At 68.4% G+C, this 12,351-nt stretch carries 13 protein-coding genes; 7 read left to right on the top strand and 6 right to left on the bottom strand.

Annotated elements, in window-relative coordinates; all coding sequences use genetic code 11:
• Window positions 1–38 precede the first annotated feature (38 nt).
• On the top strand, window positions 39–1,448 hold the full coding sequence (gene der / locus P7D22_RS20190; RefSeq protein ID WP_319936060.1) for a ribosome biogenesis GTPase Der: 1,410 nt from the start codon (window positions 39–41) through the stop codon (window positions 1,446–1,448).
• A gap of 113 nt (window positions 1,449–1,561) precedes the next feature.
• Here the strand turns inward: der and P7D22_RS20185 are convergent, their stop codons facing one another.
• Window positions 1,562–2,755: a lytic murein transglycosylase gene (locus P7D22_RS20185; protein WP_319936057.1), complete on the bottom strand. Its 1,194-nt coding sequence runs from the start codon at window positions 2,753–2,755 to the stop codon at window positions 1,562–1,564.
• Between the two features lie 149 nt (window positions 2,756–2,904).
• Between P7D22_RS20185 and P7D22_RS20180 the strand changes: the two genes are divergently transcribed.
• The 4 genes from P7D22_RS20180 (at window position 2,905) to P7D22_RS20165 (ending at window position 4,950) form a co-directional block, all read left to right on the top strand.
• Window positions 2,905–3,405, top strand: a complete 501-nt coding sequence (locus P7D22_RS20180; protein ID WP_319936056.1) for a DUF2721 domain-containing protein — start codon at window positions 2,905–2,907, stop codon at window positions 3,403–3,405.
• A 98-nt stretch (window positions 3,406–3,503) separates the two neighbouring features.
• Window positions 3,504–4,079, top strand: a complete 576-nt coding sequence (locus tag P7D22_RS20175) for a nitroreductase family protein (protein ID WP_319936055.1) — start codon at window positions 3,504–3,506, stop codon at window positions 4,077–4,079.
• A gap of 90 nt (window positions 4,080–4,169) precedes the next feature.
• Window positions 4,170–4,679: a hypothetical protein gene (locus tag P7D22_RS20170; RefSeq protein ID WP_319936054.1), complete on the top strand. Its 510-nt coding sequence runs from the start codon at window positions 4,170–4,172 to the stop codon at window positions 4,677–4,679.
• Between the two features lie 73 nt (window positions 4,680–4,752).
• Entirely contained in the window at window positions 4,753–4,950 is a 198-nt protein-coding gene (locus P7D22_RS20165; protein WP_319936053.1) for a hypothetical protein, read from the top strand.
• Window positions 4,951–4,962: 12 nt separating this feature from the next.
• On the opposite strand, the gene urtE is transcribed toward P7D22_RS20165, so the two are convergent.
• From urtE to urtA, 5 genes are all read right to left on the bottom strand, one after another.
• The gene (gene urtE / locus P7D22_RS20160; protein WP_319936059.1) at window positions 4,963–5,658 is read right to left on the bottom strand and encodes an urea ABC transporter ATP-binding subunit UrtE; all 696 of its coding nucleotides are present in this window, start codon (window positions 5,656–5,658) and stop codon (window positions 4,963–4,965) included.
• Between the two features lie 52 nt (window positions 5,659–5,710).
• Complete coding sequence (gene urtD / locus P7D22_RS20155) at window positions 5,711–6,463, bottom strand: urea ABC transporter ATP-binding protein UrtD (RefSeq protein WP_319936052.1); 753 nt, start codon at window positions 6,461–6,463, stop codon at window positions 5,711–5,713.
• A 109-nt stretch (window positions 6,464–6,572) separates the two neighbouring features.
• Entirely contained in the window at window positions 6,573–7,721 is a 1,149-nt protein-coding gene (gene urtC / locus P7D22_RS20150; protein ID WP_319936051.1) for an urea ABC transporter permease subunit UrtC, read from the bottom strand.
• Window position 7,722: 1 nt separating this feature from the next.
• Window positions 7,723–9,336, bottom strand: coding sequence for an urea ABC transporter permease subunit UrtB (gene urtB / locus P7D22_RS20145; protein WP_319936050.1), 1,614 nt, complete (start codon window positions 9,334–9,336; stop codon window positions 7,723–7,725).
• 68 nt (window positions 9,337–9,404) lie between these two features.
• On the bottom strand, window positions 9,405–10,706 hold the full coding sequence (gene urtA, locus P7D22_RS20140) for an urea ABC transporter substrate-binding protein (RefSeq protein ID WP_442916123.1): 1,302 nt from the start codon (window positions 10,704–10,706) through the stop codon (window positions 9,405–9,407).
• Window positions 10,707–11,033: 327 nt separating this feature from the next.
• Between urtA and P7D22_RS20135 the strand changes: the two genes are divergently transcribed.
• Together P7D22_RS20135 and cobD are read left to right on the top strand one after the other, a co-directional pair.
• Window positions 11,034–11,324 carry a hypothetical protein gene (locus P7D22_RS20135; protein ID WP_319936049.1) on the top strand — a complete coding sequence of 97 codons (291 nt, stop codon included), beginning with the start codon at window positions 11,034–11,036 and terminating at the stop codon, window positions 11,322–11,324.
• 58 nt (window positions 11,325–11,382) lie between these two features.
• Window positions 11,383–12,351: threonine-phosphate decarboxylase CobD (gene cobD / locus P7D22_RS20130; protein ID WP_319936048.1), on the top strand; the 969-nt coding region annotated here is incomplete at its 3' end.

The following is a 12,351-nucleotide window of genomic DNA, read 5'->3' as shown; positions in this document are numbered from 1 at the left end:
CCCTCCGCTCCCACACCCCCCGCAGCACCCACGCCCCCATGACCTTCCGCATTGCCATCATCGGCCGGCCCAACGTCGGCAAGTCGAGCCTCTTCAACCGCCTCGTGGGCAAGAAGCTGGCGCTCGTCGACGATCAGCCGGGCGTCACGCGCGATCGGCGCGAGGGCGAGGCGCGGCTCGGTGACCTGCGCTTCACCGTGATCGACACCGCCGGCCTCGACGAGGACGGCAATGCCACCTCGCTTAACGGTCGCATGCGCGCTCAGACCGAAGCCGCCGTGGCCGACGCCGACGGCATCTTCTTCATGACCGACAGCCGCACCGGTATCACGCCGGTCGATCGCCATTTCGCCGATCTGGTGCGCCGTGCCGGCAAGCCCACCATCCTGGTGGCCAACAAGGCCGAGGGCCGGGCCGGCACCGCGGGCGCCTATGAGGCCTTCGACCTCGGCCTCGGCGATCCGGTGGCCTTGTCGGCCGAGCACGGCGAAGGCATGGCCGAACTTTATGGCGCGCTGCTCGAGGCGCTGCCCGAGGCGACCCAGCTGGTCGAGGAGGACGAGGACGAGGCGCGCGACCGCGGCACCTTCGAGGAGGAGGACGGTTCCGAGCTCGACATCAGCAAGCCGGTCCGCATCGCCGTCGTGGGGCGCCCCAACGCCGGCAAGTCGACGCTGTTGAACGCCATCCTGGGCGAGGAGCGCCTGCTCACCGGCCCGGAGCCCGGCATTACCCGCGACTCGATCGGCCTGACCTTCGACTGGCACGGGCGCAGCCTGAAACTGTTCGACACGGCGGGCCTGCGCAAGCGCGCCCGCATCGACGACAAGCTCGAGAAGCTCGCGGCCGCCGACGCGCTCAGGGCCGCCAAATTCGCCGAAGTGGTGATCCTGCTGCTCGACGCCACCATCCCGTTCGAGAAGCAGGACCTCACCATTGCCGACCTGTGCGAGCGCGAAGGGCGCGGCCTGGTGATCGGCGTCAACAAATGGGACCTGATCGAGAAGCGTGGCGCCACCCTGACGGCCCTGCGCGAGGAGGCGGACCGTTTGCTGCCGCAGGTGAAGGGCACGCCGGTCATCCCGGTGTCGGGCCTCAATCGCCAGGGCCTGCATGCCCTCATCGAGGCGGCGCTTCAGGTGCAGGAGGTATGGAACCGCCGCATTGCCACGGCCAAGCTGAACCGCTGGCTGAATGGCGTCATCGACCAGACGCCGCCGCCTGCCGTCAGCGGTCGCCGCATCAAGCTGCGCTACATGACCCAGCCGAAGGCCCGGCCGCCGTCTTTCGTGCTGTTCGGCAACCAGCTGGTCGATCTGCCGACCTCGTATCAGCGCTTCCTGGTCAATGGTCTGCGCCAAGCCTTCGATCTGCCAGGGGTGCCGATCCGGCTGACCCTGAAGCAGGGCGAGAACCCCTACGACAAGCGTCGTGGCGGCAAGCGCTAAAGGCTGTCAGGGCCAAATGGAAACATTTGGCCCGATCGGGCAGCCGACCGAGAAGAGATGCTAGGGTTCGTCTGGTTCAGTAAGAACCAGACGAACCCTAAGGGCGACGCCTCTTAGGAGCGTCCGTCCCGCAGGGCCTGCAGCAGCTTGGCGCTGGCGCGGCCGTTGCGCGGCATGCCGAGCTTGACCTGGTAATCCGCGATGGCCTGCCGGGTCTTGGTGCCCATCACGCCATCCGGGTTGCCGATCTCGTAGCCGCCGGCGATCAGCTTTTCCTGCACCTCGCGCCGTTCGGCCCGCGACAGACCGGGGTCGTCGGTCGGCCATGCACCTGCGATGGGGCCTGCACCGGCGATGCGGTCCGACAGCACCCCGATGGCGAGGGCATAAACCTCGGCTGCATTATAGGCGTAAAGCGCGTCGAAGTTGTGCGTCACCAGGAAGGCCGGGCCGCTTGCCCCGGCGATCAACAGCAGCCCCGCGGGGGCGCCGGCCTTGAGCGGGGCGCCGTCGGCCCGGGTCACGCCCTTGGCGGCCCAGAAGGCGGGCGGATGCCGGTCGGTCCGCCCCGAAGGGCCCTTGTAGCCGTCCGGTAGCTTGACCTCGATGCCCCAGGGCACACCGGGCTGCCAGCCCGAAGCGCGCAGATAGGCGGCCGTGGTGGCGAGGGCGTCGGGGGCCGAGTCGACGATGTTGGCATGGCCGGTGTTCTCGAAATCGACGCCGTGCTGCAGGAATGTCGACGGCATGAATTGGGTGTGGCCGAAGGCGCCTGCCCAGGAGCCGTTGAAGCGGTCCGGTGCCACGTCGCCCCGTTGCAGGATCTCCAGGGCCGAGACGAATTCGCGTTTGTAGAAATCGGGCTTGCGGCCGTAGCACGCCAGCGTCGCCAGCGACTGCACCACCGGCCGCGTGCCGAAGGAGCGGCCATAATCGGATTCGACGCCCCAGACCGCCAACAGGATGGTGGCATTGACGCCGTAACGCGCCTCGATGCGCTTCAGCGCGGCGTCCTGCTCGGCGGCGCGCGCCTGCCCGTCCTGCACCCGCTGATCGTCCACAAGGCCGGCCATGTAGTCCCAGGGCGGCGTCGAGAATTCGGGTTGGTTCGACTGGAAGGTCGGCGCGTCGTTCGGCTGCAGGGCGTCGGTCGCGGCCGCGAACGTCTCGGCCGTGATGCCGCGCGCGAGGGCAGTCTGGCGCAAACCGGCCAGGCAGTCGGCAAATTCCGCCGCGCCGGCCCGAGCCGTGACACTCCCCACCATCGCGCCCGTGGCGAGAACCGTCAGGCCGTGCCGAACCATCATCCGTATCCGCATGGCGTGAAGGCTAGCAAACCCGGGGAGCGGCCGCCACCGTGCTTTCGCGATCATGCCGTCCGCTCGCTGCGGCCGAGCCGCGACGCCGTTCTCCGGATCGGCTATGAGGGACTGGCCCGCAGCCCCTCCGAGGTGCCATGGACAACCCATTCCTGCCGCTGTCCTTTATCGCCGGTCCGGCCATCCTGACCAACGCCTCGACGGTGCTGCTGAATGGCGCCAGCATCCGCTACAACCTGGCCATCGGGCTGTGGCGCGACCTCGAGGCGGAACTGCATGGGCGGGGCACCGCGACCGGCTTTCTGTTCACCGACCGGGTGCATGCCATGCGGCTCGCCGAGCGCCGCGTGGTGCATATCGTGCGGGCCTTGACGTTGTTGTACTCGGCCGTGGGCGGCTTCGGGGTCAGCACCCTGACGGGGCTCAGCGGCGCCTTGCTGGCCGACCATGGGCCGGACTGGGCGGTGGAGGTTGCCAAGGTGTTGACGCTTGTGGCCGGCGGTTTCGCCCTGGTGTGCCTGTTGGCCGCGGCCGCCACCTTCACGCTCGAAAGCCGCTGCACGGTGCGGTTGCTGCGCCTCGGCCTGCACCACGTGCAGCGGCGGCCGGGCGCCGTCAACGACGAGACGGCCGTGTAGGTCGGGCGTCGACGCTCCCCGACGCATGCGCCTTAGAGCGATTCCAGTGTGTCGCCCGCCCCTTGCACCGCATCGGCTTCCGTGATTCGACGGTCGCCATGACAGATCTCGCTCCCGACACCATTGCCCTCCAGGGCCGGCGCCGTTCGGTGCCACCGATCCAGCTCGCCGGCCCGGGGCCGGATGCCGAGCAACTCCGCACCCTGCTCACGGTCGCGGCGCGGGTGCCCGACCATGGCAAGCTGGCGCCTTGGCGGTTCATCGTCTTCGAGGGAGACGCACGGCTGCGGGCCGGCGATGCCCTGGCGGGTGTCTTCAAGGCCCAGAACCCCCTGGCCGAGGACAAGCGCCTCGACCTCGAGCGCAAGCGCCTCGCCCAGGCGCCGCTGGTGGTCGCCGTGGTGTCGCGTGCGGCCCCGCATGCCAAGATTCCCGAATGGGAACAGGTGATGTCGGCTGGCGCGGTCTGCATGAACCTGACGCTCGCGGCGTGTGCGATGGGGTTCGCCACCACCTGGCTGACCGAATGGTATGCCTACGATCAGGCGGCCCTCGCGGCTCTCGGGGTCGAACCGTTCGAGAAGATGGCGGGTTTCATCCACATCGGTCGTCCGGCAGCCGTGCCCGAAGACCGGGTCCGGCCCGACCTCGACGCGTTGACCACCCGGTTCTGACACAAGCCGCACGCCCCGGCTTAAGGGGGCGTCAAGCATCTTCGCCGCATTTTGCCGCCGATCGGGCCGGCATTACGGCGAGGAGGCGGGATGAAACGAGCTTTGCCGCGATTGCGGCTCGCGGGGTTGGCGCTACCGCTGCTGTTGGGCGGCTGCATGTCGGGCGTCCTTCCTGGCGCGGATGCGCCGGACCCCTCCTGCGTGCTGTTATGCGCCCTGACGCGCGAGATCACCGGTGCGCCCGCCGCACAGCCCATGCCGGTGGCCGCGGTGACGCCGTCCAGGCCGATCCTGCGCCGGAGCGCCGCCCGGACGCACAGGCGCCTCCCCAAGGCGCCTGACGTCGCGGTGGCGGCGTCGCCACGCCGCCGCGCCGCGACGCTGGCTCATCGGAGGCCGATCCATCATCGGCCGGTGGCCGAGGTGTCGGTGGTGCCGCAGGCCTCGGCCCTGTTGCCCGCTCAGCAACCTGTCGCTTTGGCGCCCGTGCGGCCGGCCGCCGTTGCAACGGCGTCGCCGCCGCTTGCGCCCGCCCGCAGCCTCAACGCCGCCATCCCGGGCAGCGCCGGCATCATGACGCCGGCCTGGCGCGACCCGTAACCTTCGCCCATAGCCGCCGGGAACCATCATGGGGCGTCCGTGCGTTTGCTCCTTAAGACAACGGAGCTCCCCCATGCGTTATCTGATCGCCGCCGCCCTTCTGTTCGCTGTTCCGGCCACCTCGGCGCAGGCCGGATGCATCACCGGGGCCGTGGTGGGTGGCGTCGCGGGCCATCTCGTCGGCCATGGCAAGGTCGGTGCGGCCGCCGGCTGCGCGGTCGGCCACCATAACGCCAAGAAGAAGGACGAGCAGGCGCAGCCGGCCAAGTAACGGCCAGACGCCCTACACCGACAGGCGCGCCCGCACTTCGTGTTCGACCATGTCGGCCTTCGGGCCGGCGATCACCACAGTGCCGCGGTCCATCACGGCGAAGTCGTCCGCGAGATCGCGGGCGAATTCGAAATATTGCTCGACCAGCACGATCGCAATGTCGCCCTTGGCCCGCAGATAGTCGATGGCGCGGCCGATGTCCTTGATGATCGAGGGCTGGATGCCCTCCGTCGGCTCGTCGAGTACCAACAGCCTCGGCCGGGTGACCAGCGCCCTGCCGATGGCGAGCTGTTGCTGTTGCCCCCCCGACAGATCACCGCCGCGCCGGCCCATCATGGTCTTCAGCACGGGGAACAGCTCGAAGATTTCGTCTGGAATCGTGTGCATTCGGCGGGCGAGCGGCGCGAAGCCGGTCATCAGGTTCTCCCGCACGGTCAGCAGCGGGAAGATTTCCCGCCCTTGCGGCACATAGGCGATGCCGCGCTTGGCGCGGCTGTGGGTCGGCAGCTTCGAAATATCCCGATCGTCCCAGACGATCCGGCCGCTGCGGATCGGCTGATGCCCCACGATGGCGCGCAACAACGACGACTTGCCGACGCCGTTGCGGCCGAGCACGCCCGTGACGCGGCCGGGCTTCGCGCTGAGCGACACCGAGCGCAGCGCCTGGGCGGCGCCGTAATAAAGGTCGATGGAGTCGACGTGCAGCATCGTTGATCCGAACACACTGTTGCTCCCGCTCGCGGGAGGGGACGAAGCGGCTTCAGCGTCCCAGATACACCTCGACCACCCGCGGGTCGGCGCTGACCGCGTCGAGCGAGCCTTCGGCCAGAACCGCACCTTCGTGCAGTACCGTCACCTTGACGCCGAGCTCGCGCACGAAATGCATGTCGTGCTCGACCACCACGACCGAATGATCTCTGGCGATCTCGCGCAACAGGTCGGCGGTGGCGGCCGTCTCGGCGTCGGTCATGCCGGCCACGGGCTCGTCGACCAGCAGCAGCTTCGGGTCTTGGGCCAGCAGCATGCCGATCTCGAGCCATTGCTTCTGGCCATGGCTGAGGTCGCCGGCGCGTCGGCCACGATGGTCGATGAGGCGGATGCGCTGCAGCACCGCGTCGATCTTGGTGCTCTGGTCGCGGGCGGCTTTGCCGAACAAGGTCGCGAAGGCTGTGCGCGGTGCCTTCAAGGCCAGCAGGATGTTGTCCGCCACCGTGTGATGCTCGAAGACCGTCGGCTTCTGGAACTTGCGGCCGATGCCGAGTTCCGCGATGGCCGCCTCGTCGAGCGTGGTCAGGTCGGTGGTACCGTCGAAATAGATGTCACCGGTGTCTGGCCGCGTCTTCCCCGTGATGCAATCCATCATGGTGGTCTTGCCGGCGCCGTTCGGGCCGATGATGGCCCGCATCTCGCCGGGGCCGAGCACCAGCGACAGGCCGCGCAGCGCCTTGTAGCCGTCGAACGACACCTTCACGTCGTCGAGGTAGAGCAGCGAATTGGTGAGGGCGTCGGTCATCGGCGGAGCCATCCCGTCATTGCGAGCGGAGCGAAGCAATCCAGCTCTGAGGCGCCCCCCTGGGTTGCTTCGGCGCTTTGCGCCTCGCAAAGACGGATGAGGCGCACCATCACGCCCCCTCCGGCAGCACGTCGATCTGTTCCTCGGGCACCACCGGCCGCTCGGTCGGCGGCTTCGGGCGCTTGCGGCGGCGCAGTTGTTCGGCGAGGCCCAGAATGCCGTTCGGCATGAACAGCGTCACGACGACGAAGAGACCGCCGAGGCCGAACAGCCAATATTCCGGGAAGGCGCCGGTGAACCAAGTCTTGCCGAAATTGACGATCAGGGCTCCGAGGGCGGCGCCCACCAGGGTGCCGCGGCCGCCGACCGCCACCCAGATCACTGCCTCGATCGAATTGGCCGGTGCGAACTCGCCCGGATTGATGATGCCGACCTGCGGCACGTAGAGGGCGCCCGCCACGCCCGCCATGGCGGCCGACAGCGTGAACACCAGCAGCTTGTAATATTCCACCCGGTAGCCGAGGAACCGCGTGCGGCTTTCGGCATCGCGGATCGCCACCACGACCTTGCCGAATTTCGAACCGACCACGGCGGCCGCGATCAGGATGCCGAGCGCCAAGGCGACGGCCGAGGCCGAGAACAAGGCCGCCCGCGTGGCGTCGGACTGGACCGTGAAGCCGAGGATGTCCTTGAAGTCGGTCAGGCCGTTGTTGCCGCCGAAGCCCATGTCGTTGCGGAAGAAGGCGAGAAGCAGCGCATAGGTGAGCGCCTGGGTGATGATCGACAGGTAGACGCCGGTGACGCGCGAGCGGAACGCCAGCCAGCCGAACAGCGCCGCCAGCACGGCCGGCACGGCGACGACCATCAGGCACGCATAGGCGAAGGACGAGAAACCCCACCAGGTGAACGGCAGCGTATGCCAGTTGAGGAACACCATGAAGTCCGGCAGGTCCGGGTTGGCGTAGACCCCGCGGGCACCGATCTGCCGCATCAGGTAAAGGCCCATGGCGTAGCCGCCGAGCGCGAAGAAGGCGCCGTGACCGAGCGACAGGATCCCGCAATAGCCCCACACGAGGTCGAGGGCGACCGCCAGAAGGGCGTAGCAAAGGTACTTGCCGAACAGGGCCACCAGATAGGCCGGCATGTGCAACGCCGAGGTTTCGGGCACGGCGAGGCTGAGCACCGGCACCAGGACGGCCGCCCCGATCACCACGAGAAGAAAGACGAGGCCGCGCGGGCCGAGGGAGCGGCTGATCATGTCAGGCCTCCACGGCCCGGCCCTTGAGGGCGAAGAGCCCGCGCGGCCGTTTCTGGATAAACAGGATGATGAAGACCAGCACGGCGATCTTGCCCAGCACGGCACCGGCCAGCGGCTCCAGGAACTTGTTGGCGATGCCGAGCGCCAGCGCCGCCACGAGCGTGCCCCACAGATTGCCGACGCCGCCGAACACCACCACCATGAAGCTGTCGATGATGTAGCTCTGGCCGAGGTTGGGCGACACGTTGTCGATCTGGCTGAGCGCCACGCCGGCGATGCCCGCGATGCCCGAGCCGAGCCCGAAGGCGAGCGCGTCGATGCGGCCGGTCGAGATGCCCATGGCCGAGGCCATGCGGCGGTTCTGCGTCACGGCCCGCATGCGCAGCCCGAACGGGGTGGCGCGCAACACGAGCTGGAGGGCGGCGAAGACCACGATCGTGAACACGATGATGGTGAGCCGGCCCGTGGTGATCTCGAGCCCGCCGAGATGGAACGAGCCCGCCATGAAGGAGGGCGCACCCACCTCCTTGTTGTTGGCCCCGAAGCCCGTGCGCACCGCCTGCTGCAAAATCAGCGAGATGCCCCAGGTGGCCAAGAGCGTTTCAAGCGGCCGACCGTAAAGATGGCGGATGACGAGACGCTCGATCGCGATGCCGATCGCGCCCGAAACCAGGAAGGCGAGCGGCAGCGCGATCAACAGCGACGCATCGAACAGGCCCGGCATCGCGCTGCGGATCACGGCCTGCACGGCATAGGTCGTGTAGGCGCCGATCATCACCATCTCGCCATGGGCCATGTTGATGATGCCCATCACGCCAAAGGTGATCGCGAGCCCGATGGCGGCCAGCAGCAGCACCGACCCGAGCGACAGCCCGTACCAGACGTTCTGCAGCGCCTGCCACAGGGCGAGATCGGTGTTGATGCCTGCGATGGCGGTTTTCGCGGCAACGCGCACCGGCTCCATTGCGGCCGTGTCGGGCGCGACGCTTGCGAGCGGCGTGAGGAGGCCGAGCGCGTCCTGGTCGCCCCGCTGCTTCAGCGTCGCAATGGCGTCGAGGCGTTGCGCGGGCGTGGCGTCCGGGGTCGTGGCCAGGATGGCGGCGCGGGCTTGCAGCAGGGCGGCCTTGCTGTCCGGGTCGGCTTCCTTGGCGAGCGCGGCCTCGACCGGGGCGAGCTGGTTCGCGTCATGCGAGCGGAACACCGCCAGGGCGGCGTCGCGGCGCTTGGCGGGGTCGGACGCCACGAGGTCCATCGAGCCGCCGACGGCCTGCAGCTTCGAGCGGACGGCGTTGTTGAGCCGGACCTTCTTGAAGGAGGCCGCGTCAACCGCGGATTTCGCGCCCGTCCGGGCGTCGAACAGGGTGCCGGAGCCATCCTTGAAGAAGACGGTTTTGTTGGCGGGATCGACCAGCAGGCGGTTCTGCGCGAGCGCGTCCAGCACGGCGCCGGCCGTGGGGGCGCCCGAAGCCGCGAGGGCGTCGATGCCCTTTTCGGTTTCCGGGAATTTGTCGGCTGCGAAATGCGCCAGGGCGTCATCCGTCGCGTCGGCATGGGCCGGCAGCGTCGCGCAAAAAAAGAGAAATAAGAGAGCGAAGGCTCGGCAAAACAGTCTCATTCGAGCCTCGCGAGTTGGGTCCGAACCTTCTCCCGTTCGCACGGGAGAAGAACAGGGTTCGGCTTGGCTCAGGCGGCCCCGCCGCACTTGCCGGACTTCACGTTGAAGTTGCCGCAGTTCATCGGGCTCCGCCAATCGCCGATCAGGTCCTTCGAACCCTCGAGGTAGGGCGACCATTCCTGGGCCACCACGAGGCCGGGTGTCTGCCACACGGTGTTCATCTGGCCGTCGGCCTGGATCTCGCCGATGTAGACCGGCTTGGTGATGTGGTGGTTCGGCATCACGGTCGAGAAGCCGCCGCTGAGGTTCGGCACCGACACGCCGATCAGCGCGTCGATCACGGGATCGGACTTGAAGGTGCCGGCCTTCTCGACCGCCTTCACCCAGGCGTTGAAGCCGATGTAATGGGCTTCCATCGGGTCGTTGGTGGTGCGGTTCGGCTTCTTGGTGAAGGCGTGCCACTTGTCGATGAAGGCCTTGTTCTCGGGCGTGTCGATCGACTGGAAGTAGTTCCAGGCCGTCAGATGCCCGACGAGCGGCTTGGCGTCCATGCCGGCGAGTTCTTCCTCACCAACCGAGAAGGCCACGACCGGAATGTCGGTCGCCTTCACGCCCTGGTTGCCGAGTTCCTTGTAGAACGGCACGTTGGCGTCGCCGTTGATGGTCGATACCACGGCGGTCTTCTTGCCGGCCGAGCCGAACTTCTTGATGTCGGACACGATCGTCTGCCAGTCGGAATGCCCGAACGGCGTGTAGTTGATCATGATGTCTTCGGCCGCCACACCCTTCAGCTTCAGGTAGGCTTCCAGGATCTTGTTGGTGGTGCGCGGGTACACGTAATCGGTGCCGGCCAGCACCCAGCGCTTCACCGAGCCGCCATCGGCCGACATCAGGTAGTCGACGGCCGGGATGGCCTGCTGGTTCGGGGCCGCGCCCGTATAGAACACGTTGCGCTCGCATTCCTCGCCCTCGTACTGGACGGGGTAGAACAGGATCGAGTCGAGCTCCTTGAACACCGGTAGCACCGACTTGCGCGACACCGAGGTCCAGCACCCGAAGGTGGCAACGGCCTTCTGGTTCGAGATCAGGTCGCGGGCCTTCTCGGCGAACAGCGGCCAGTTGGAGGCGGGATCGACCACCACGGGCTCGAGCTTCTTGCCCAGCACGCCGCCCTTCTGGTTCTGCTCGTCGATGAGCATCAGCATGACGTCCTTGAGGGTCGTCTCCGAGATCGCCATCGTGCCCGACAGCGAATGCAGCACTCCGACCTTCACGGTCTCGTCGGCCGCAAAGGCGGCGCGGCTCATGCCGCCGAGCGCTACGGCGCCCGCGGCCGCGCTGGCGCCCAGCAGGGCCTGGCGGCGGTTCATCACAAAGCGATCCATGTCTTCCCCTCGCGTTTGGCGCGTCGGCCTTGGCTGGGCGGCATTGTGCAAGTGCCGGGCCGGGCAGCCATACGTCGTTTGACGTAGACGGGGCCCGAGACCGTCGTCGTGCGGTGTGAAACGGTTGTTCGTCGAGCCTGCGGCGCCACGGCGCTCAAACATCCGCCGCCGGTCGTGCTGGGTGGCTTTACGGCCCAGGACCCATGGTTGAGCCAGGGTGGTACGGCGTGCCATGCGTTCCGCGCAACGGAACGGTAACCCTGATTGCATAGCGTGACGGCATTCGGGGAATCTCTCCCGCAAAGGCCCGTGATGGCGGATATCCTTCCCTTTCCCACCGACTTGCCGCAACGCCCCAAGCGTTATCGGCCAGCCAAGATCGTCGGGGCGCGATCCGGCATCACGGTGCGCATCCTCTCGCGCGCCGGCAGCCCGCACGACCTCCTGGTGGTGCTCGACGGCACGCCGGACGGCACCACCACGGTGGCGGCCGCCCCGGCCGGCGAGATGGCGGTGGCCGAGGTGATCGCCCATTCGGTGCTGGCGGCGCTCGAAGTGGCCGAAACCACCTGGAAGGCCCGAGAGGTGGCCTGGAGCCGCTGAGCGGCCGACCGCGTCGTGCCACACGGCGCGCTTCGCGATTCTGTGTTAACACCCGGCGATGCCGGCCCTTTGCGTTCCCCCCGATCCAGCCGTCGCGGCGCTTGCGGTCCATGGTGGCCGGATCTTCGCCGCCCGGGCCGCCTTTCCGGACGCGCCCGAACCCTGGATCGACCTGTCGACCGGCATCAACCCGCACGGCTACTCGATCGGCAGCCTGCCTGCCGATGCGTGGCAGCGCCTGCCCGATCTCGAGGCTTTGGCCGGGCTCGAGGCTGCGGCTCGCGCGTTCTACCGGGCCGGACCGCAGGCGGGCGTGGTGGCGGCCCCCGGCACCCAGGCGCTGATCGGCCTGCTGCCACGGCTGCGGCCGGCCGCCACGGTGGCGGTGCTGGGCTTCGGCTACCAGGAGCATCCCGCGGCCTGGCGGGCCGCCGGTTGCACGGTCCGGGTGGTCGAGGACGTCGAGGCCCTGGCGGCCGCCGATGTGGCGGTGGTGATCAATCCCAACAATCCCGACGGCCGCACGGTGTCGCCATTTCGCCTCGCCACGCTGGCGCAGCGGATGGGCCAGCGGGGCGGCCTGCTGGTGGTGGACGAGGCGTTCGCCGAGGCCGGCGAGGCGAGCCTGCTGCCGCATGTGGAAGGGCCGAACACGCTGGTGCTGCGCTCGTTCGGCAAGTTCTTCGGCCTTGCAGGGCTGAGGCTCGGCTTCGCGCTCGGTGATCCGGCGCTTTGCGCCGCGCTGCGGGCTGGCCTTGGGCCCTGGGCGGTATCGGGCCCGGCCCTCACGATCGGCACCCGGGCGCTCGGTGACGCACGATGGCAGGCCGACACGCGGCATCGGCTGATCGAGGCCGCGGCGCGGCTCGATGGGCTGTTGGAGGCCGCAGGCCTCGCGGTGCTGGGCGGCACGCCGTTGTTCCGCCTGGCCCGCCATGCCGAAGCGGCGCGCATCTTCGAGCGCCTCGGGCGCGCCGGCATCCTGGTGCGGCCCTTCGGCCCCGAGCCGACCTGGCTGCGGTTCGGC

It is taken from the genome of Lichenihabitans sp. Uapishka_5, assembly GCF_033947565.1.
Taxonomy (GTDB): Bacteria; Pseudomonadota; Alphaproteobacteria; order Rhizobiales; family Beijerinckiaceae; genus Lichenihabitans.
Note: the sequence above shows the minus strand (reverse complement) of the source record. Positions and strands in the feature narration are given on the sequence as shown.

What these genes read in the sequence shown, in the direction of transcription:
- der (WP_319936060.1), top strand. Translation starts at nt 39, where the DNA reads ATGACCTTCCGCATTGCCATCATCGGCCGGCCCAACGTCGGCAAGTCG.
- P7D22_RS20185 (WP_319936057.1), bottom strand. Translation starts at nt 2,755, where the DNA reads ATGATGGTTCGGCACGGCCTGACGGTTCTCGCCACGGGCGCGATGGTG.
- P7D22_RS20180 (WP_319936056.1), top strand. Translation starts at nt 2,905, where the DNA reads ATGGACAACCCATTCCTGCCGCTGTCCTTTATCGCCGGTCCGGCCATC.
- P7D22_RS20175 (WP_319936055.1), top strand. Translation starts at nt 3,504, where the DNA reads ATGACAGATCTCGCTCCCGACACCATTGCCCTCCAGGGCCGGCGCCGT.
- P7D22_RS20170 (WP_319936054.1), top strand. Translation starts at nt 4,170, where the DNA reads ATGAAACGAGCTTTGCCGCGATTGCGGCTCGCGGGGTTGGCGCTACCG.
- P7D22_RS20165 (WP_319936053.1), top strand. Translation starts at nt 4,753, where the DNA reads ATGCGTTATCTGATCGCCGCCGCCCTTCTGTTCGCTGTTCCGGCCACC.
- urtE (WP_319936059.1), bottom strand. Translation starts at nt 5,658, where the DNA reads ATGCTGCACGTCGACTCCATCGACCTTTATTACGGCGCCGCCCAGGCG.
- urtD (WP_319936052.1), bottom strand. Translation starts at nt 6,463, where the DNA reads ATGACCGACGCCCTCACCAATTCGCTGCTCTACCTCGACGACGTGAAG.
- urtC (WP_319936051.1), bottom strand. Translation starts at nt 7,721, where the DNA reads ATGATCAGCCGCTCCCTCGGCCCGCGCGGCCTCGTCTTTCTTCTCGTG.
- urtB (WP_319936050.1), bottom strand. Translation starts at nt 9,336, where the DNA reads ATGAGACTGTTTTGCCGAGCCTTCGCTCTCTTATTTCTCTTTTTTTGC.
- urtA (WP_442916123.1), bottom strand. Translation starts at nt 10,706, where the DNA reads ATGAACCGCCGCCAGGCCCTGCTGGGCGCCAGCGCGGCCGCGGGCGCC.
- P7D22_RS20135 (WP_319936049.1), top strand. Translation starts at nt 11,034, where the DNA reads ATGGCGGATATCCTTCCCTTTCCCACCGACTTGCCGCAACGCCCCAAG.